This window comes from Salinilacustrithrix flava, from assembly GCF_041228405.1.
Lineage (GTDB): Bacteria > Actinomycetota > Acidimicrobiia > Acidimicrobiales > Salinilacustritrichaceae > Salinilacustrithrix > Salinilacustrithrix flava.
The window spans coordinates 3,534,336-3,551,226 of the sequence record NZ_CP133888.1 but is presented as its reverse complement, the minus strand read 5'-3'; the positions used below and the strand labels follow the sequence as shown (position 1 = coordinate 3,551,226).

Below are 16,891 nucleotides of genomic sequence, written 5' to 3'. Positions count from 1 at the left end.
GTCGACCGTTATGGTCCCGGCCATGACGAAGCTGACGAAGGGCGACCGCTCCGTTTCCGGGCGGGTCGTGGTGATCACCGGTGCCGCGAGCGGCATGGGACGGGCGACGGCGCACCTGTTCGCCGACGAGGGCGCGAAGGTCGCCGTGCTCGACCGCACCGAGGACGGCGTCGCTGCCGTCGTGGACGAGATCACCGGCGCCGGTGGCACCGCGGCGGGCTGGGCCGTCGACGTCACCGACGGCGATCGGGTCCGGGCGGTGGTGGACGAGATCGTCGACCGGCTGGGCCCGCCCGATGCCCTCGTGAACAACGCCGGGGTCTCGATCCCCGCGCCGATCGACGGCCCGGACTTCGAGGCGCAGTGGGCCACGACCCTCGCCGTCAACCTCACCGCCCACACCACGACCATCCGCGCCTGCCTGCCGCACCTGACGCGCAACGGTGACGGCCGGATCGTGAACATCGCCTCCACCGAGGGCGTCGGCGGCTCCGCCTACATCAGCCCCTACACCGCATCGAAGCACGGGGTCATCGGCCTGTCCCGGTCGCTGGCCGTGGAGCTCGGCCCGACCGGCGTGACGGTCAACGTGGTCTGCCCGGGGCCGATCCACACGGGGATGACCGCCGAGATCGCCGACGAGGCCAAGCAGAAGTTCGCCCGTCGCAACGTGCCGCTGAAGCGCTACGGCGACCCGGAGGAGGTCGCCCACGCCACGCTCTCCCTCTGCCTGCCGGCGATGTCGTACACCACCGGTGCTGTCCTGGTGGTCGACGGCGGCTTCACCACGAAGAACAACTGATGGCCACGGGATCGCCTGTGCGGGTCGGCTTCCTCGGCGCCGGCTTCATCGCCACCTTCCACTCCAAGCTGCTGCGGGCCAGCGGCGTCGCCCACGAGCGGGCGGGCGTGCACGACCTGGACCGGGACCGGGCCGAGGCCTTCGTCGCCGCAGCCGGCGGCTTCGTCGCCGGCTCCGAGGACGATGTCCTGGGGTCCTGCGATGCCGTCTTCATCTGCACCTGGACCTCCGACCACGAGGAGCGGGTGCGTCGTGCGGTCGACGCAGGCGTCGCGGTGTTCGTGGAGAAGCCGCTCAGCACCGACCTCGACGGTGCCCGCCGGGTCACCGACCTGCTCGCCGGCACCACCCACCAGGTCGGGCTCGTCCTGCGCCGGTCACCGGCGTACGGCCTCGTCGAGTCGATCCTCGAGGACGCGGACCGCACCGGCCGGGTCATGAGCGCCATGTTCCGTGACGACCAGGTCCTGCCCACCGGCGGGCGCTACGCGTCGGCATGGCGGGCGGATGCCTCCAAGGCCGGCAGCGGCGTCCTGCTCGAGCACTCGATCCACGACGTGGACCTGATCGACCGCCTGCTGGGGCCCGTCACGTCGGTCAGCGGCCACCAGCGCTCGTTCCACGAGATCGACGGCATCGAGGACCTGGTGGTCGCCACCTTCGAGCTCGCAGGCGGCGGCGTGGCGACACTCACGACGGTCTGGCACGACCTCCCCGAGCGGAACAGCCTCCGCTACCTGGAGATCCACTGCGAGCGGGCCTTCATCAGCGTCGAGGAGGACTGGTTCGGTCCGGTGCGCTGCACGGTCGACGGCACCACGCAGGAGTGGTCGGGGGACGAGCTGCTGGCCGAGTGCGAGCGACGCGGCATCCTGACGGTCCTACCGGAGGGCGAGTTCATCCGGTCCGTCGCCGAGGGACGGCCGGCCTCACCGGATGCGGCGGTCGCGCTCCGGGCGCACGAGCTGGTGGACGGCATCTACCGCTCGGCGGCGGCCGGCGGGGCGCCGACGCAGCTCTGATCGGACCCCCGAGGGAAGCTGGCAGCGGCCGCGGAACGGTTGACCTTCGGCCCTGGCGACATCGCCGACCTGGCGCGACGGTCGACGCATGGAGACGATGAGCAAGGCACTGGATCGGCTGGGCGTTGCGGGCTTCGATGACGAGCTGATGCCCGATGGGACGATGCTGCGGGCGGTCGGGACCGGCATCCGCCACGACCCGGCCGAGCTGGCTGTGGTGGAGACCGTTCGGTTCGAGGGGCCCACCGATCCGGCCGACGAGGCGGTCGTGTTCGCCCTGACGAATGCATCCGGTGAGCCGGTCGGGACCTTCACGATGGGCTACGGGCCCGCCGCCGGTGCCGATCACGCAGAGATCGTGGAACGACTGCACCGCCCGTGCTTCGACGAGGCCGACATCCGCGCGCACCAGGAGCACGATCACCTGGTTGCCGTCTTCGACGAGCGATCCGATGCCGAAGCTGCGGTGGACGAGCTGCGGCGACTGGGTCTGGGCAGCGACGCGCTCGGCGTGGCCGTGCACGGACCAGGTCAGGTGGCATTCGAGCACGATGCCGAGGCCGACCTGGCCCACGACCTCGAGGTGGACGTCGGGGCCGGTGCCGTGGTCGGGTTCCTGGCCGGCTTCGCGCTCGTCGGCACCCTCGTCCCCGTCGTCGGAGCGGTCGGCGTCGGTGGTCTCCTCGCCCTCGGTGCGGCAACTGGCTTCGGTGGCGCCATGCTCGGCGGCTACCTCGGCGTCGCCGCCGACGAGCGCCCGCTCACGGTCCACGAGCAGATCGCCCGCACGCGGCTGCTGCCCGGCCAGGTGCTGGTCGCGGTCTGCAGCCACGGCCACCCGGACGCGGCGCGCGACGTGCTCCAGCGCCACGGCGGCGACCTCCGGACCGCGCCCTCCGCTTGACCGTCGCCAACGGGCCACTCCTGGGTCGGCCGGGCACGTAGCGTCCGGATCAGATGTCGACGCTCTCGTGGATCATCGGTGCCGGTGTTGCGATGAGCGCCCTCGCCCTCACCGGCAGCCTCACGCTCGTCCTGCCGGCCGAGACGTTCAAGAAGCTCGTCCTGCCCCTCGTCGCCCTCGCCGCGGGATCGCTGCTCGGCGGCGCGCTCTTCCACATGCTGCCCGAGTCGGTCGAGGCCCTCGGCAACGACCTCACCGTCTGGGCGTGGGTGGCGGGCGGGCTGTTCTCGTTCTTCGTGCTCGAGCAGCTGCTGCACTGGCACCACTGCCACCGCCCGGTCACCGCGCACCGCCCGCTCGGCTACATGATCCTCGTGGCCGACGGCCTCCACAACCTGATCGGCGGCCTCGCCGTCGGCAGCGCGTTCGTGCTCGATCACCGCGTCGGGATCGTCACCTGGCTGGTCGCCGCAGCCCACGAGGTCCCCCAGGAGCTCGGCGACTTCGGCATCCTCGTCCACAGCGGCTGGGACCGCCGGCGAGCCCTGCTGTTCAACGTCCTCTCCGCGCTCACGTTCCTCGCCGGCGGGCTCATCGCGTACGGCGTCAGCGGCCGCCTCGATGTCGCGTTCCTCGTGCCGTTCGCCGCCGGGAACTTCATCTACATCGCGGCCACCGACCTGCTCCCCGAGATCACCACCTCACCCACCGCGGGGGAGAAGGCCGTCCTCACCGCCGGCTTCGCCACCGGGCTCCTCCTCCTCTTCACCGTCGCCCTCATCGCCTGATCGTTCGTCACACAGGGTCCCCTGGCGTGCTCGCGCCGCGCCATCGACGGGGCGCGAGTTCTTGTCGTACCCCCTGGGTTGGATGGTGGGTAGGCGCTCCGGCTGGGGCCGGAGGTGCCACTCGTCGGCCTTGCGCCGACCGTTCACTGCGATGAGGAAGGAGCGCGGATGCGCTGCCACCGACCACGCAGCGGTGGCGTCTCGGGGGAGGCGTCGCCGTGACCGATCTGTTGGAACCCGGCGTCGATCCCGACGCCGCGTTGAAGGCGCTCGAGGTTGCGGTGGGGATGGTCCAGGCCGTCGAGCTGGATGGGTTGTCGCCGAAGGAGGAGCTGGTCCTGGTGGGCCGGGTCGAGAAGCTGCGCCGCCGGTTGGATCACGGCACCGACCGCACCGTCGCGCACCTCGACGCCAGTGCGGCGTTCAGCCTGGATGGGCACAAGACGGCCAAGGGGGCGTTGAAGGCGATCGGTCGCCTGTCGGGGTCGGAGGCGCACGGGCGGGTGCAGACCAGCCGGGCCCTGCCGAGATTGCCCCTGGTCGAGGCCGCATATGCCCGGGGCGAGATCCCGACCGAGCACATCCGGGCCATGGCCCGCACCATCGCGAACCCGCGTGTGGCCGAGTGGGTGCCGGATGCGGATCCGATCTTCGCCCGCCACGCCACCGTGCTCGGCTACGACGACTTCTGTGCTGCCCTGCGCCAGTGGGAGGCCCTGGCCGACGCGGACGGCGCCGATCAGGCCGCGGAGCGGTGCCACGAGCGCCGGAACGCGTCCCTGCAGGAGTCGGCGATCGATGGGTCGTTCCGGCTCGAGGCGAACCATGGTGGGTTGCAGGGGGCGGCGATGGCGGAGATCTTCGAACGGTTCGAGACCGCCGAGCTGCACGCCGACTGGGCCGCCGCCCGCGAGGTGCACGGCGACGACGCCCGGGTCGAGCACCTGGAGCGCACCCCCGCCCAGCGGCGGGCGGACGCCATCTTCGAGATCTTCCGCCGCGCCGCCGCATCAGAGGGCTGCTCGCCGGAGCCGCTGGTCAACATCATCATCGACCAGGACACCTTCGAAGACGAGCTCCGCCGCTCCGCCGGCACGGAAGTCCGGGTCGATCCGAACGAGGTGCTCGACCGTCGCCGCTGCCACGCCATGGACGGCACCGTCCTGCGTCCGGCCGAGGCGGTCGCGGCCGCACTGGTCGGCCACCTCCGCCGGGTGGTGGTCGACTCGGCCGGGACGGTGATCGATCTGGGGCGGAGGCAGCGGCTGTTCACCGGCTCGGCTCGTGACGCTGCGTTCCTCCAAGCCCTGCTGCGAGGACCGGGCGGGCTCGGCTGCCTCTGGCCTGGTTGTGACGGGCGGGGCCGGAACTTGCAGGTCGACCACCGCGACCCGGCGTGTCGGGGCGGGCCCACCAACACCGACAACTCCGATGCGTACTGCGGGTTCCACAACCGCACCAAGGAACACGGCTTCCGCCCCGTCCGCCATCCCGACGGCACCTGGACCATCCACCGACCCGACGACGACGGACCCATCACCCCACCCGTCTGACCCACCACCCGACGACGGAGCACCGACCACCAGGCCGGCCGCTCCGACGCGCCCGGGGGCGCGTGCTCCTCAGCCCCGAGCGTCGAGTGCGGTCTGCAGCGCGTCGAGCGGGAAAGGCGGGCCCTGCATGAGGATCAGGTGGTCGGCGCCGGCCTCGGCGTACTCCTGCACCTGGCCGGCGGCCTTCGGGTCGACGGCGACGGTCCGCTCGATCTCGGAGGGATCTCGGGCGACCTTCGCGCACCAGTCATCGAGCACGGCGTTGGTCTCGGCGAACTCCTCGGGGGTGCCGAAGGTGTTCCACGAGGTGGCCTGCTCGGCGACGATGCGCAGCGTGACCTTGCGGCCGGACCCACCGATCATGATCGGCATCGGCCCGACCGGCCCCGGGTTCAGCTTCGCCAGGCGGTCCTTGATGATCGGCAGGTCCCGCTCGAGGGCGCGGAGGCGGCCGATGGCCGTGCCGAACTCGTAGCCGTACTCGTCGTAGTCCCGCTCGAACCAGCCCGACCCGATGCCGAGGGTGAAGCGGCCGTGGGAGAGGTGGTCGATCGTGCGGGCCATGTCGGCCAGCAGGTTCGGGTTGCGGTAGCTGTTGCAGGTGACCAGCGCACCCAGGCGGGCCCGCTCGGTCTCGACGGCCAGTGCGGCCAGCGTCGTGTAGCACTCGAAGTGGGCAGCATCGCCGTCGCCGTAGAGCGGGAAGAAGTGATCCCAGACCCAGATCGAGTCCGCCCCCATCTCGTCGGCGGCGCGGGCCGCAGCCCGCAGCTCGTCGAGGGTCGTCGCCTGGGGGTGGAGCTGGATGCCGACGCTGATGGGAGCCATGGTCGGACGCTATCCACGCGGCCCGGGAACGGCGACGGCGCCGGAGCTGGTGCCCCGGCGCCGTCGGCTCTCACGAGCGTTGCTGCGAACGGATCAGATGACCCGGACGTTGACGGCCTCGTCGCCCTTGCGGCCGGGACCGACCTCGAACTCGACGTTCTGACCCTCCTCGAGGGTCTTGAACCCCGAACCCTCGATGTTCGAGAAGTGCACGAACACGTCGTCGCCGTCGGGGCGGGAGATGAACCCGTACCCCTTCTCGTTGTTGAAGAACTTGACCGTTCCGGTCGCCATCGCTCGCTCCGTTCGCTTGGGTTCGGCGCGTGGCGCCTCCCCCGGTTCCAATTCGATGGCCGAGAGACTAGGCCCCGTCGAAGAGGCCGTGTAGGCCGCTCGGCGCGTGCTCGCCGATGGCCAGCTGCTCGAGGACGCCGACGCCCGTGCGGTCGCCCCAGGTCGCCCGGACCAGCTGCTGCACGTGGGTGTGCTGGGGGAGCGCCGGGTCGAGATCGGCCAGCACGAGCTCGTCGACGGCGGACTCGGATTCGCCCTTCCACACGCCGTGTGGCCAGTCGGGGTGGAAGTAGCCGATGCCCAGCATCTGGAAGGTGAGCAGCGGTTCGAGCTCGATCGTGGACGGCTCCTCGTTCCAGGGCGTGAACGTCAGCTCGGCGTGCCGGGCGCGCCGCGTGCCCGGTTCCCAGTCGATGTGCCAGTCCACCGCTCGCATCGGCTCCGACGAGTCGCTGCGACCGCCGGGGTCGATCGCCGAGGCGCCGTCCTCGAGCAGCGGGATCCGGATGGCGGTCTGGTGCCAGCGGTCGCCCCGCGCGTCCTCGTTCACGTCGAAGTGGGCGGCGCCGTCCTCGAAGCTGAGCGGGGCCCACAGCCAGAAGAACTGCGGCAGGGACGTACCGGGCGCGCCGCCCTCGGGCTCGCCGACGCCGCGGATGCCCCAGGAGCGGTCACGGGATCCGAGGAACGTGCCCGGCTCGATCGCGACCTCCCGGTCACCGGTGCGGACCCAGCCCTCCCAGGTGCCGAACTGGGTGAGGCGGGTGTAGTCCATCACCACGCGCGTCCCGTTCATCCGCCGGAAGCGGTCCTCCTCGACCGCCACGGTGCGGGCGCGCCAGGTGAGATCGCAGCCGATGCCGTGCACGTCGGCGTCGACCACCACCCGCAGCACCTGCATCGGCTCGATGACCTCGACGCGCACCGGGCCGCAGCTCGTGTCGATCGGGTCCAGCGGGGCGCGCCCGGACGCGTGGACGCTGCGCTGCACGCCGCCGTCCACCACGCTGAAGGCGGCGTCGATGACCGACCGGTTCGGGTAGCGGCCCATCGCCAGGGCGAAGAAGAGCGACCCCTCCCGGTCGTAGCCGTTGAAGAAGTACCGGTCGTAGTGGTTGCGGTCACCGGACACCGGCTGGTGGAGCGGCGCCGAGGTCTGGTGGATCGGGTAGTCGTCGAGGCTGGTGAGCACGGCAGCGATACTGGCACCCATGCCGACCGACGCGGACGATGTGCCCGACCTGCTCACCGGACTGGCCACCACCCGAGCCATCCGGCGCTACCGGGACGAGCCGATCCCCGAGGACGATCTGGCATCGATCCTCTGGCACGCCACGCGCGCCCCGTCGGGCAGCAACCGCCAGCCGTTCCGGTTCCTCGTGCTCCGGGACGGCCCTCGGGCCCAGGAGGCTCGCACGCTGCTCGGGACCAGCTTCCGCCGGCTCTGGGCGGCCAAGCGCCGCAGCGACGGCTACGACCAGGGCAGCGGGGCAGCGGCTGACACCCCCAAGGCCCGGATGGCGGCGACGATGCAGCACTTCGTCGACCACTTCGAGCAGACCCCCGTCGTGGTGCTCGCCTGCCTGCGCCGCCACCGGGACCCGAACCCGTCGGAGGGTGCGTCGGTGTACCCGGCGTGCCAGAACCTCCTGCTCGCCGCCCGCGCCCTCGGCTACGGCGGGGTCCTCACCATGTGGCACCAGTACGTCGAGGACGAGCTGCGCGAGGTGCTCGGCATCCCGGCAGACGTCGCGATCAGCGCCACGATCACGCTCGGACGACCGGTCGGCGACCACGGACCGGTCCGTCGGCGGCCGGTCGGGGAGCTGGTCTACGAGGACGGCTGGGAGGAGCCCGCGCCGTGGGCGAGGGATCCTCCCGGCACCCGGTTCACCTCCGCCGGTCCACCTCGTCGCTGAGCCTCAGCGGCCTTCGCGGCGTCGGCGCAGGCGCTCGGCGCCCTCGTCGAAGCCGGGGAGGGTCTGCTCGACCACCGCGCCCCGCTCGACGAGGCGGGCGAGCACGATGCTCTCCACCTCCTCCCACGTGGCGGCACGGGGGTCGGCGAGGTGGGCGTTGTAGGGCTGGGCGAAGGTGATGACGTCGTTGCCGGCCGCTCGGAGCGCCTCGACGTTGTGGGGTGCGTCGTCCACGTAGATGTCGGCCTGCACCTCGGGCTTCTGGCCGAGGAAGCACAGGTCGCGGTACGGGATCCCGTGCTCGTCCAGCCAGGCGACGGTGTCGGCGACGACCTCCTGGTGGCCCCAGTTGATGTAGAGGCGGTGGGTGATGAGGCGGATCCACACGCCGGCGTCGGAGAGGCGCCAGAGCGCGTCGGCGCAGCCTTCGATGGCGGGCATCGTGCGGAAGACGTGGTGCTCCAGCACGGCTCGCTCGTGGACGCTGCGGAAGTGCGCCTCGTCCCGGATGCCCCACTCGGAGAAGTCCCAGTGCTGGCGGGGCGGCAGGGCCTCGACCGCCACACCGAGGTCGTCGGCGACGACGGCGGCGAAGGCCGAGGAGAAGTCGCCGCAGACGCCGTCGAGGTCGACGCCGAAGATCACCGGGCGCGGAGGAACTCGAGGGCGGCGTCGATGAAGGCGAAGGACTTCGGCGTCTTGGCGTGGTCGGTGCGGGCCAGCTCCACGTAGGTGGCGTCGGGCAGCGCCTCGACCAACGGGGTGGCCGGGCGCGTGAAGTCCTGGTCGCCGAGCACCACGAGCACCGGGCAGGTGATCGCGGCCAGCTGCTCGGGCGTGACCCCGCCGCCGCCGTTGCTCATGCACGCGGCGAGCGCCTCCCGGTCGTTCCCGGGCAGGTCGGCGAGCCCGGCGAAGTACCGCAACGCCGGGTCACCCCCGTCGTCGCCGGTGCGCACCGCCTCCACCACCGCGCTGTGGTCGCTGCGCTGGAACAGGTTCGAGCCGACGCCGGCGACGATGAGCGAGCGGAAGCGGGACGGGTCGGCGGCCGCGACCTGGAGGAGCGTCTTGGCCCCGAGCGAGAAGCCGATCGCGTCGACCGGTTCGTCGGGGAGCGCGTCGCGCACCCGAGCCCCCAGATCGTCGTAGGCCTCGGGATCCGTGGGCTTGGGCGCGTTCCCGTGGCCGAGGAGGTCCACGCCGATGACCTCGCGCCCCTCGTCGGCGAGCAGGTCCACCCACCCGTTGTGGACCCATGTCAGCTCGTAGGACGTGCCGAAGCCGTGGACCAGGACAACTGGAGCGCTCATGGTCGGCAGTCTGCCAGCGGAGCGAACGACGTCAGCGGTAGTCGCTGCGGCGGGCCCACAGCTGGGCGATGACCACGTCGACGCCGAGGAGCACGACGGCGGTGAGCCCGAGGGGGTGCAGTCGGCCGGTCTGGTTCGGCCAGTGCAGGCCGGGCGGGATCTCGTTGCGCAGCTGCAGGACCAGCACGTAGCCGGCGGCCACGGCGAGCAGCCCCGCCGGCAGGAGCGTGAAGATCGGTCGCCACGTCTCCCGGCGGGTGGCGAAGCCGGCGGCCAGGCCGACGGCCACGCCGATCGGCACGGTGACGAGCGCGGCGGTGACCACGGCGACGACGACGCCGAGGATCCGCGCGTCCCGGCGGGTGGGGAGGGCGCCCTCCCAGGTCAGGGCCCGGAGGCGCCGCAGGGGCTCCTGCAGCGGGATCGGCAGCGGTCGGATCTCGCGGACGGGGAGCAGGGCGAGCACGAGCGCGCCCAGGACCGCGATGGCGCTCGTGAGCAGCCCGACCTCGACCCGGTTCTGCGGCGTGAACCGGAGGGTGGCCTCGAGCGTGGTCGCCGCCGGCGTCACGAGGAACCCGTTGGCGTAGCCGTCCACGAGCTGGGTGGCCTCGGCCTCGGCCTCGTCGGCCTGGAGCTCCCACCCGGGGCTGTGGCTCTGGCCGAGCACCAGCCAGAACGGCGTGCCCGGGTCGGCCCCGTCGATCCGGACCTCGACGGTCGCGTCGTCGCTCGACAGCACCCGCACGCGGGGCGCATCCGGTGGGTCGTCCATCAGCCGCGTGGCCGTGGCGCTTGTGGGAGCGGTCCCGCCCGCGTCGGATCGCCACACCAGCTGGTCGATGTCGATGCCGGTGACGCGGCCCTCGGCGGTGCGGAACGTGCGGTCGCCGCCGGCGATCGTCACGCCGGCGTCGCACGCGGAGATGGCCAGGCCGTCGCCGTCGAGCGCGGCGGTGACGGTGCCGCGGACCCGGACCTCCACCGGGCGTCCGTCGACCTCGACCAGGTCGCTGCGGCACCCGCTGTCGACGATGTTGCCGAAGCCCGGGACGGCCAGGTCGCCGAGCGTCGCCTCGGCCACGGCGATCGGGAGCACGACGGGCCCCTTGCTGTACCAGTCCATCGTCGTGCGGGCCTCGATCTCGGGGAACGCGACCTCGAACACGCCGGCGGTCACCGGTGCGGGCAGCGTGATCGTGGCGGACACGAGCCCGTCGCCGGCCGGGACGGTCGACAGGGGCGCGGTGAGGATCTCGTTCCCGTCGGCGCGGACCTGCACGGTGGTCGGCACCGAGTGCTCGTCGTCGTCGACCAGGAGGAGGGAGAGCTCCGAGGCGGTGGTCGCCTCCGGGGCCTCGATGCGCAGCGTCTGGCCGGGCGGGGCGGCGAAGGTGGTGGTCCACCACGTGGTCGGATCGCCGTCGAGGACGTTGGATGGCAGGTGGCGCAGGCCTCCGGGGAGCGAGCTCGTGGCGGTGACGAGCGGCTGGCCGGCGGCGAGGCCGCCCCGGCCGAGCAGGGCGTCGAGGACCGGCGACGGTGCCCGGGCCGACAGGCGAGCGGTGCCGCCGAGCGCGTACTGCCGCGTGGTCGGCAGGTCGATGGCGCGGGCCATCGAGAACTCCTCGTCGGTGCGGGTCACCTCGGTGGCGATGGAGCGGATGCGGGTCTGGGTCAGGGCGAGCGGGTAGGACAGGGTCCGGAAGCCGCCGGCATCCAGCAGGTCGCTCGGCATGCGGATGACCTCGTCCACCTCCAGGCCGGCCACGCCGATCTCGGCGAACCCGACGCTCGTGAGGTTGTCCCAACCGGGTCGGCGGCCGGCCGTGTCGGCCCGGATCTCGATCGACAGCTCCCGGAACGTCCGCTCGCCGATGTCGATGGTCTGCCCGGGCTGGGCGCGCGAGGACTCGTCGAGCTCGACGGTCATCTGGTCGTCGCCGTCGAAGGACAGCTCCACCTCGGTGATCCACCGGTTGATCTCGCCGGTCTGGGGCTGGAGGAGGGTCACCTCGTCGGTGGTGACCGGGCGCGGTGCGGTGAGGACGATGCGGTGGCCGACGGCGTCGGCGAACGCGGCCACGCGCCACGCCGTCGTGGGGTCGCCGTCGATGCCGTTGGCCGGCCGCTCCTCGGGCGTGTAGGTGATCGGGTTCCCGTAGTCCGAGGCCTGGACCTCCACGCCACGGTGCTCGGCGACCGTCTGGGTGCCGGGCCGGTTGGGCAGGACGGGAAGCCGGTTGTCGGTGCGGTCGGTGCCGAGGATGCCGCCGTCCTGGGTCTCGGTGAAGCCCTGGGTGTGGCGCACCGTGGTCCATCGCTCGCCGCGCTTGCGGTTGGTGTCGGTCACGATCAGGCCCCGCTCGTCGCGCAGGTGCTCGCGGACGAACTCGGGGTCCTCGGTGAGCTCGGCGGAGTAGCGGATGAGCTCGTCGCCGTCGATCAGGCCGGCCTGGGCCGCGTCGACGATGCCGGCGCCCGAGCCGCTGAGGAGCAGCACCTGCTCGGCGGAGTGCGTCCGCACGATGTCTCGGGCGTCCTCCACCGGGAACGCGACGATGGCGGGTGACTCGGGCAGCGCCCCATCACGGGCCAGGTGCTGCTCGTCGATCATCGGGGCGTCCTCGATCGGGACGTTGGGGACGTCGTCACCGAAGGTGGCCGGATCGCCGAGCCCGGGCATCGACGACACCAGGTCGAGCAGGGACCGGGGGCGGGGCGTGTTGTAGCGCTCGTACTGGGTGTCGTTGCGGAGCACGATGTCGCCGACGCCCATCAGCCGGGCCACGGCGGCCAGGCCCTGGTCGGACATGGTCTGCTCTTGCAGCTCCAGGTCCAGCGCGTTCAGCAGGTCGGCGGAGGCGGGGGTGCCGTACGGGATGAGCTCCCGGGCGGCGTAGGGGCGGTCCATCAGACCGGGGAGGACCGGGTCGACGGTGTTGCCCCACCGGTACGAGGCGAAGTCGATGCCCGGGATCTCCAGGACCCGGGTGCCGTCGTCTCGGCCGTCGAGGTGGGCGGCGGCGTCGTACCAGTACGACGGGATCTCCTCGGGCCGCTGCAGGTTCACCGGCGCCATCTCCCGCAGCCACAGCGGCGGGAGGGCGGCGTAGGCCAGGCCGGCGACCGCGACGGCGCCGATGATGCCCCGCCGGGTGACCTGCTCGGCCAGCGCGCCGACCGCGGCGCCGATGGCCAGGGCCATGGCCAGCGCGACGAGCGGGACGGCGCGGGGCAGGCTGCGCATGGCGAGGCCGACGTCGGTGAGCAGGAACGCCTTGATGAACCCGCCGGCGGGCGAGGGCGACCCCCACGGGTGCGCGCCGATGGCGATGACCGTGCCGAGCAGGAGCATGCCGACCAGGAACGTCCGGTGCCGCCAGCGCACCACGCCGAGCGCGAGCAGGCCCAGGATCGGCAGCGCGTAGGTCAGCCCGAGCAACCAGAGCCGCTGGGTGTAGTCCACGCTCGGCTCGATCCACGGGCCGAGGCGGTCACCGCCGTAGAAGAACCAGTAGCCGAGGCCCCGGAGCACCTCGTGGGACACCGACGCGTCGGCCACGACCTTGGCCGTCTCGGTGTAGCGGAGGACCTCGATGCCGTCGGTGGCCTGGACCGAGAGCCCGCCGATCCACCACAGGTTGACGGCGATGGTGACGGCACCGATCTTGGCCGCGGTGGTGGCGGCGCGGCTGGTGGTGACGTCTCGGGACCCGAAGGCCGAGTAGAGGATCCAGAGCACGGGGACCAGACCGACGAGCAGGACCGAGGTGGCGTTGACGCTGCCGATGGTGGCTACGACGAGGCCGAACAGCGCCGGATGGCGCCAGCCCTTGGAGTGCAGGGCCCGCACGGTGAGGGCGAGCAGCCAGGGGAGACCGGCGAAGGGCAGCAGCAGCACCGAGATGCGAGCCGCCAGCGTGAGCACGAACGGGCTCAGCGCGTAGAGGAATGCGGCGGCGGTGGCCGACGTGGGCCGCCAGCGCCAGGTGCGGCCGAGGAAGAGCACGCCCCCGCCGGCGCCGACCATGATCGTGCCCAGCCAGAGCCGCTGGGCGACCCAGTCGGGGACGCCGAGCTGCTCGAAGAACCAGTACCAGGGGCCGGCCGGCCAGAGGTAGCCGATCTGCTGGTGGGGCACGGTGCCGAGGCCGACGTGGGGATCCCACATCGACACCGCCCGAGCGAGCAGGCGTCCGGGGTCCAGGTACAGGTAGCTCTTGGTGTCGGCGACGACCTGGCCGGGATCGGTGAGCAGGAGCGGGACGTAGACCAGCACCGCCAGCACGGCCAGCGGCAGCCACCAGTCCCGCGCCCGCGGGGTGCGGGGAGCGGTCACGAGCGGCGCGGACGCCCGGCCTCGTCGGCGAGGATGGCCATGAGCTGCGTCGCCGTCGAACGCCAGGTGAACCCGGCGGCGTGCTCGGCGGCGGCGTCGGACATGCGGCGCCGACGGGCCGGATCGGCGAGCACGTCGGCCATGGCGTCGCCGAGGCGCTCGGGCAGGGCATCGCCCTCGGCCGCGACGAGGGTGCCGGTTGCCCCGTCGACCACGGCGTCGCGGTGACCGGGGATGTCGGTGACGACGGCCGGGGTCGCGCAGGCGGCCGCCTCGGTGATGGACATGCCCCATCCCTCGTGCGAGGACGCCGAGGCGAGCAGCCAGGCGCGCCGGTACAGCTCGATGAGCTCCTCGTCGCTGACCCGGCCGGGGAGGTCGACCCAGGCCTCGCCGCCGACGTCTTCGACGGTGGCCTCGACGTGGAGCCGCTCGTAGCCCTCGCCGACCACGACCAGGCGGAGGTCCGGGACGGTCCGCCGGGCGTGGGCCACGGCGCGCACCAGTCGGTCGACGTGCTTGGAGGGCACCAAGCGGCCGACCGCCACCACCAGGGGCGTGGGCGACTCCGGGCCGGGGCTGAACTTCGGGTCGATGCCCGGCGGCACGACGTCGACGCGCTCGGGGCGGGGTCGCAGCTGGGCCAGCATGTCGTCGCGGGAGGACTCCGACAGGGTCACGATGCGGCTGTGCCGGTAGAGCGGGGGCGCGAGCCGGCGCTCGAGCAGGTCGCCCATCTTCGCCAGCCGCGGCGGGAGCACCATCTTCCACATCTCGCCGTGGACGTGGTGCAGGAAGGTGATGCGGGGCCCGCGGGCCCAGATGGGGGAGAGGAAGGGCATGCCGTTCCAGATCTCCACCAGCGCATCTCGCTCACCGTTGCGCCCGGCCAGCTCCGCGGCCACCGACCGGGGGAACACCAGGTAGCGGCCGGCCTTGCGCAGCACCCGGTAGCCGTCGCGCATGATCTCGGGCGGGTGCCCCTGCGCGAACGACGTGCGGCACGTGACCTCGAGCCCGGCGGCGGCCCACTCCCGGCACACCTCGTGGGCGTGGAGCTCGGAGCCCCCGGCCTCGACGTCGTCGAGGTCGCGCCAGGCGAGGACGTGGATCCGACGGATGCCGGCGGCCGCGGCGAGGTCGCCGATCTTGGCGTCGGTGGTGGGGTGTTCGGGCACGTGCGGACTCCACGGACGGCACCACGCGGACCGGTGCCAGGGGACCGCGACCCTACCGATCCGCCCGGGCGGCCCCGGCCATCGGCTGATCACGGCCCGGAGGCACCGGCACCCCTACGCTGCAGCGCCGTGAGCGACGCCAGCGATCCCGGATCCACCCCCACCCTCGCCGAGGTGCAGGCTCGGGTCGCCGATGTCGAGGGTTGGCTCACCGACGCCCAGATCCAGGCGCTGCACGAGGCGGCCCGGGCGTGCCCTCCCGGTGGGCGGATCGTGGAGATCGGCTCGTTCCGCGGGCGCTCCACCGTCGTGCTCGCCAGCTCGGCGCCGGTCGACGTCGAGATCGTCGCGATCGACCCCCACGCCGGCAACGACCGCGGCCCTCAGGAGATCGAGGGCTTCGAAGCGGAGGCGGCCACCGACCACGAGGTCTTCAACCGGAACCTGGCCGACGCCGGGGTGGCCGAGCGCGTCCGCCACGTCCGGGCCTTCTCCGATGTGGCCCACGGCGACGTCACCGACCCGATCGACGTGCTGTTCATCGACGGCGCCCACCGCTTCGGCCCGGCGCGGGCCGACATCCGGGACTGGGGCGCCCGGGTGGCGCCCGGCGGCCGGATGCTGATCCACGACTCGTTCTCCTCGATCGGCGTGACCCTGGCCATCCTGGTCGAGCTGCTGGTCTCGCCCGAGTGGCGCTACGACGGCCGGGCCGGCTCGCTCACCTCGTACCGCCGGACCCACCAGTCCCCGGGCGCCCGGGGGACCTCGGCGCTGCGCCAGCTCGCCCAGCTCCCGTGGTTCGCCCGGAACGTGGCGATCAAGGTCCTGATGGTCACCGGCCGCCACGACTGGGCCCGCAAGCTGGGCCACGACGGCGAGACCTGGCCGTACTGACCATGCGGGTCCTGGTCATCATCCCGACCTACGACGAGGCCGAGAACATCGCCGACGTGGTGGGTCGCGTCCACGATGCCGTCCCCGACGCCCACGTCCTGGTCGTGGACGACAACAGCCCCGACGGCACCGGCGACCTCGTCGAGGCCATGGCCGGCGACGACGCCAACCTGCACCTGCTGCGCCGGGCCGGCAAGGCCGGGCTCGGCTCGGCCTACCGGGCCGGCTTCGCCTGGGGTGCGGCCGAGGGCTACGAGATCATGGTGGAGATGGACGCCGACCTGTCCCACGACCCGGCCGCGCTGCCGAGCCTGCTCGCCCGGGTCGAGGACGGCGCCGACCTGGCCATCGGGTCGCGGTACGTGCCCGGCGGGTCGATCCCGGACTGGAAGTGGCACCGAAAGGCGCTGTCGCGCTGGGGCAACCGCTACGCCGGCGCCGTGCTGTCGCTCGACGTGGCCGACGCCACCGCCGGCTACCGGGCCTACCGGGCGACAGCGCTGGCCGACATCGACCTCGACTCGGTGCGGGCCGACGGCTACGGGTTCCAGATCGAGATGGCCGATCGGGTGGCCCGCAACGGCGGCCGGATCGACGAGGTGCCGATCTCCTTCACCGACCGGACCCGGGGCACCTCGAAGATGTCGGGCCGGATCGTGGTGGAGGCCCTGGTGCTCGTGACGTGGTGGGGCGTGCGCCGCCGGGTTCCGGTCGGCGGCAGCAGCACCTGATCAGGCGTCGGCGCGCAGGTCCCCGTAGTCGGGGTTGGCGTCGAGGAAGTCGGCGACGTACCAGCACGAGGCCATCACGCTGGTCCCCCGGGTCCGCAGGTCGTCGAGGGCACCGCGCACGAGGACCTCGCCGAGGCCCTGGCCCCGCACCGCGGGGGAGATGTTGGTGGAGAACACGTTGACGGTGTCCTCGCCGGGACGTCCGACGGGCCGGTAGGCGAGCGTGCCCACGAGGTCGTCGCCTCGGCGGAGCAGGTAGCGGTCGGCCTCGTCGTCGTGGAGGACCTCGAGGTCGTCGGGAGCCGTCTGGGTCATGCGGT

General features: G+C 72.6%; 16 protein-coding genes. 8 read left to right on the top strand and 8 right to left on the bottom strand.

The window, feature by feature from the left end; translation table 11 throughout:
- Positions 1-22: 22 nt before the first annotated feature.
- The 5 genes from RGQ06_RS17435 to RGQ06_RS17415 all read left to right on the top strand — a co-directional run bounded on the left by RGQ06_RS17435 (position 23) and on the right by RGQ06_RS17415 (position 5,069).
- On the top strand, positions 23-802 hold the full coding sequence (locus RGQ06_RS17435) for an SDR family NAD(P)-dependent oxidoreductase (protein ID WP_432429996.1): 780 nt from the start codon (positions 23-25) through the stop codon (positions 800-802).
- A complete protein-coding gene (locus tag RGQ06_RS17430) occupies positions 802-1,824 on the top strand; it encodes a Gfo/Idh/MocA family protein (protein ID WP_432429995.1) in 1,023 nt (340 codons plus the stop codon). The genes RGQ06_RS17435 and RGQ06_RS17430 overlap by 1 nt, the downstream gene beginning before the upstream one ends.
- 88 nt (positions 1,825-1,912) lie before the next feature.
- Positions 1,913-2,728 (top strand): hypothetical protein, encoded by an 816-nt coding sequence (locus tag RGQ06_RS17425; protein ID WP_432429994.1) that lies wholly within the window; start codon positions 1,913-1,915, stop codon positions 2,726-2,728.
- Between the two features lie 53 nt (positions 2,729-2,781).
- Entirely contained in the window at positions 2,782-3,516 is a 735-nt protein-coding gene (locus RGQ06_RS17420; protein WP_432429993.1) for a ZIP family metal transporter, read from the top strand.
- 218 nt (positions 3,517-3,734) lie between these two features.
- Complete coding sequence (locus RGQ06_RS17415; protein WP_432429992.1) at positions 3,735-5,069, top strand: hypothetical protein; 1,335 nt, start codon at positions 3,735-3,737, stop codon at positions 5,067-5,069.
- 69 nt (positions 5,070-5,138) lie between these two features.
- Here RGQ06_RS17415 and RGQ06_RS17410 read toward each other — a convergent pair whose 3' ends face one another.
- From RGQ06_RS17410 to RGQ06_RS17400, 3 genes are all read right to left on the bottom strand, one after another.
- The gene (locus tag RGQ06_RS17410; protein WP_432429991.1) at positions 5,139-5,897 is read right to left on the bottom strand and encodes an LLM class F420-dependent oxidoreductase; all 759 of its coding nucleotides are present in this window, start codon (positions 5,895-5,897) and stop codon (positions 5,139-5,141) included.
- Between the two features lie 93 nt (positions 5,898-5,990).
- On the bottom strand, positions 5,991-6,191 hold the full coding sequence (locus tag RGQ06_RS17405; protein WP_432429990.1) for a cold-shock protein: 201 nt from the start codon (positions 6,189-6,191) through the stop codon (positions 5,991-5,993).
- 67 nt (positions 6,192-6,258) lie between these two features.
- Positions 6,259-7,383: a hypothetical protein gene (locus tag RGQ06_RS17400; protein ID WP_432430684.1), complete on the bottom strand. Its 1,125-nt coding sequence runs from the start codon at positions 7,381-7,383 to the stop codon at positions 6,259-6,261.
- A 19-nt stretch (positions 7,384-7,402) separates the two neighbouring features.
- On the opposite strand from RGQ06_RS17400, the gene RGQ06_RS17395 reads away from it, so the two are divergent.
- Positions 7,403-8,110, top strand: coding sequence for a nitroreductase family protein (locus RGQ06_RS17395; RefSeq protein WP_432429988.1), 708 nt, complete (start codon positions 7,403-7,405; stop codon positions 8,108-8,110).
- 3 nt (positions 8,111-8,113) lie between these two features.
- On the opposite strand, the gene RGQ06_RS17390 is transcribed toward RGQ06_RS17395, so the two are convergent.
- The 4 genes from RGQ06_RS17390 to RGQ06_RS17375 are packed head-to-tail and all read right to left on the bottom strand — an operon-like array spanning position 8,114 to position 14,943.
- The gene (locus RGQ06_RS17390) at positions 8,114-8,755 is read right to left on the bottom strand and encodes a 5' nucleotidase, NT5C type (RefSeq protein WP_432429987.1); all 642 of its coding nucleotides are present in this window, start codon (positions 8,753-8,755) and stop codon (positions 8,114-8,116) included.
- Positions 8,752-9,423: an alpha/beta fold hydrolase gene (locus RGQ06_RS17385; protein ID WP_432429986.1), complete on the bottom strand. Its 672-nt coding sequence runs from the start codon at positions 9,421-9,423 to the stop codon at positions 8,752-8,754. The genes RGQ06_RS17390 and RGQ06_RS17385 overlap by 4 nt, the downstream gene beginning before the upstream one ends.
- Before the next feature lie 31 nt (positions 9,424-9,454).
- Positions 9,455-13,765: an alpha-(1->3)-arabinofuranosyltransferase domain-containing protein gene (locus tag RGQ06_RS17380; protein ID WP_432429985.1), complete on the bottom strand. Its 4,311-nt coding sequence runs from the start codon at positions 13,763-13,765 to the stop codon at positions 9,455-9,457.
- Positions 13,762-14,943 carry a glycosyltransferase family 4 protein gene (locus tag RGQ06_RS17375; RefSeq protein ID WP_432429984.1) on the bottom strand — a complete coding sequence of 394 codons (1,182 nt, stop codon included), beginning with the start codon at positions 14,941-14,943 and terminating at the stop codon, positions 13,762-13,764. The genes RGQ06_RS17380 and RGQ06_RS17375 overlap by 4 nt, the downstream gene beginning before the upstream one ends.
- A 129-nt stretch (positions 14,944-15,072) precedes the next feature.
- Here RGQ06_RS17375 and RGQ06_RS17370 point away from each other — a divergent pair, with 129 nt between their 5' ends.
- The gene (locus RGQ06_RS17370; RefSeq protein WP_432429983.1) at positions 15,073-15,840 is read left to right on the top strand and encodes a class I SAM-dependent methyltransferase; all 768 of its coding nucleotides are present in this window, start codon (positions 15,073-15,075) and stop codon (positions 15,838-15,840) included.
- Positions 15,841-15,842: 2 nt separating this feature from the next.
- Entirely contained in the window at positions 15,843-16,571 is a 729-nt protein-coding gene (locus RGQ06_RS17365; RefSeq protein WP_432429982.1) for a polyprenol monophosphomannose synthase, read from the top strand.
- Here the strand turns inward: RGQ06_RS17365 and RGQ06_RS17360 are convergent, their stop codons facing one another.
- Positions 16,572-16,886, bottom strand: a complete 315-nt coding sequence (locus RGQ06_RS17360; protein ID WP_432429981.1) for a GNAT family N-acetyltransferase — start codon at positions 16,884-16,886, stop codon at positions 16,572-16,574. It lies immediately after the preceding gene.
- Positions 16,887-16,891: the final 5 nt, after the last annotated feature.

Bases quoted from the DNA above. Each gene is read 5' to 3' on its own strand.
- RGQ06_RS17435 (WP_432429996.1), top strand. From the start codon at position 23: ATGACGAAGCTGACGAAGGGCGACCGCTCCGTTTCCGGGCGGGTCGTG.
- RGQ06_RS17430 (WP_432429995.1), top strand. From the start codon at position 802: ATGGCCACGGGATCGCCTGTGCGGGTCGGCTTCCTCGGCGCCGGCTTC.
- RGQ06_RS17425 (WP_432429994.1), top strand. From the start codon at position 1,913: ATGGAGACGATGAGCAAGGCACTGGATCGGCTGGGCGTTGCGGGCTTC.
- RGQ06_RS17420 (WP_432429993.1), top strand. From the start codon at position 2,782: ATGTCGACGCTCTCGTGGATCATCGGTGCCGGTGTTGCGATGAGCGCC.
- RGQ06_RS17410 (WP_432429991.1), bottom strand. From the start codon at position 5,897: ATGGCTCCCATCAGCGTCGGCATCCAGCTCCACCCCCAGGCGACGACC.
- RGQ06_RS17405 (WP_432429990.1), bottom strand. From the start codon at position 6,191: ATGGCGACCGGAACGGTCAAGTTCTTCAACAACGAGAAGGGGTACGGG.
- RGQ06_RS17395 (WP_432429988.1), top strand. From the start codon at position 7,403: ATGCCGACCGACGCGGACGATGTGCCCGACCTGCTCACCGGACTGGCC.
- RGQ06_RS17385 (WP_432429986.1), bottom strand. From the start codon at position 9,423: ATGAGCGCTCCAGTTGTCCTGGTCCACGGCTTCGGCACGTCCTACGAG.
- RGQ06_RS17365 (WP_432429982.1), top strand. From the start codon at position 15,843: ATGCGGGTCCTGGTCATCATCCCGACCTACGACGAGGCCGAGAACATC.
- RGQ06_RS17360 (WP_432429981.1), bottom strand. From the start codon at position 16,886: ATGACCCAGACGGCTCCCGACGACCTCGAGGTCCTCCACGACGACGAG.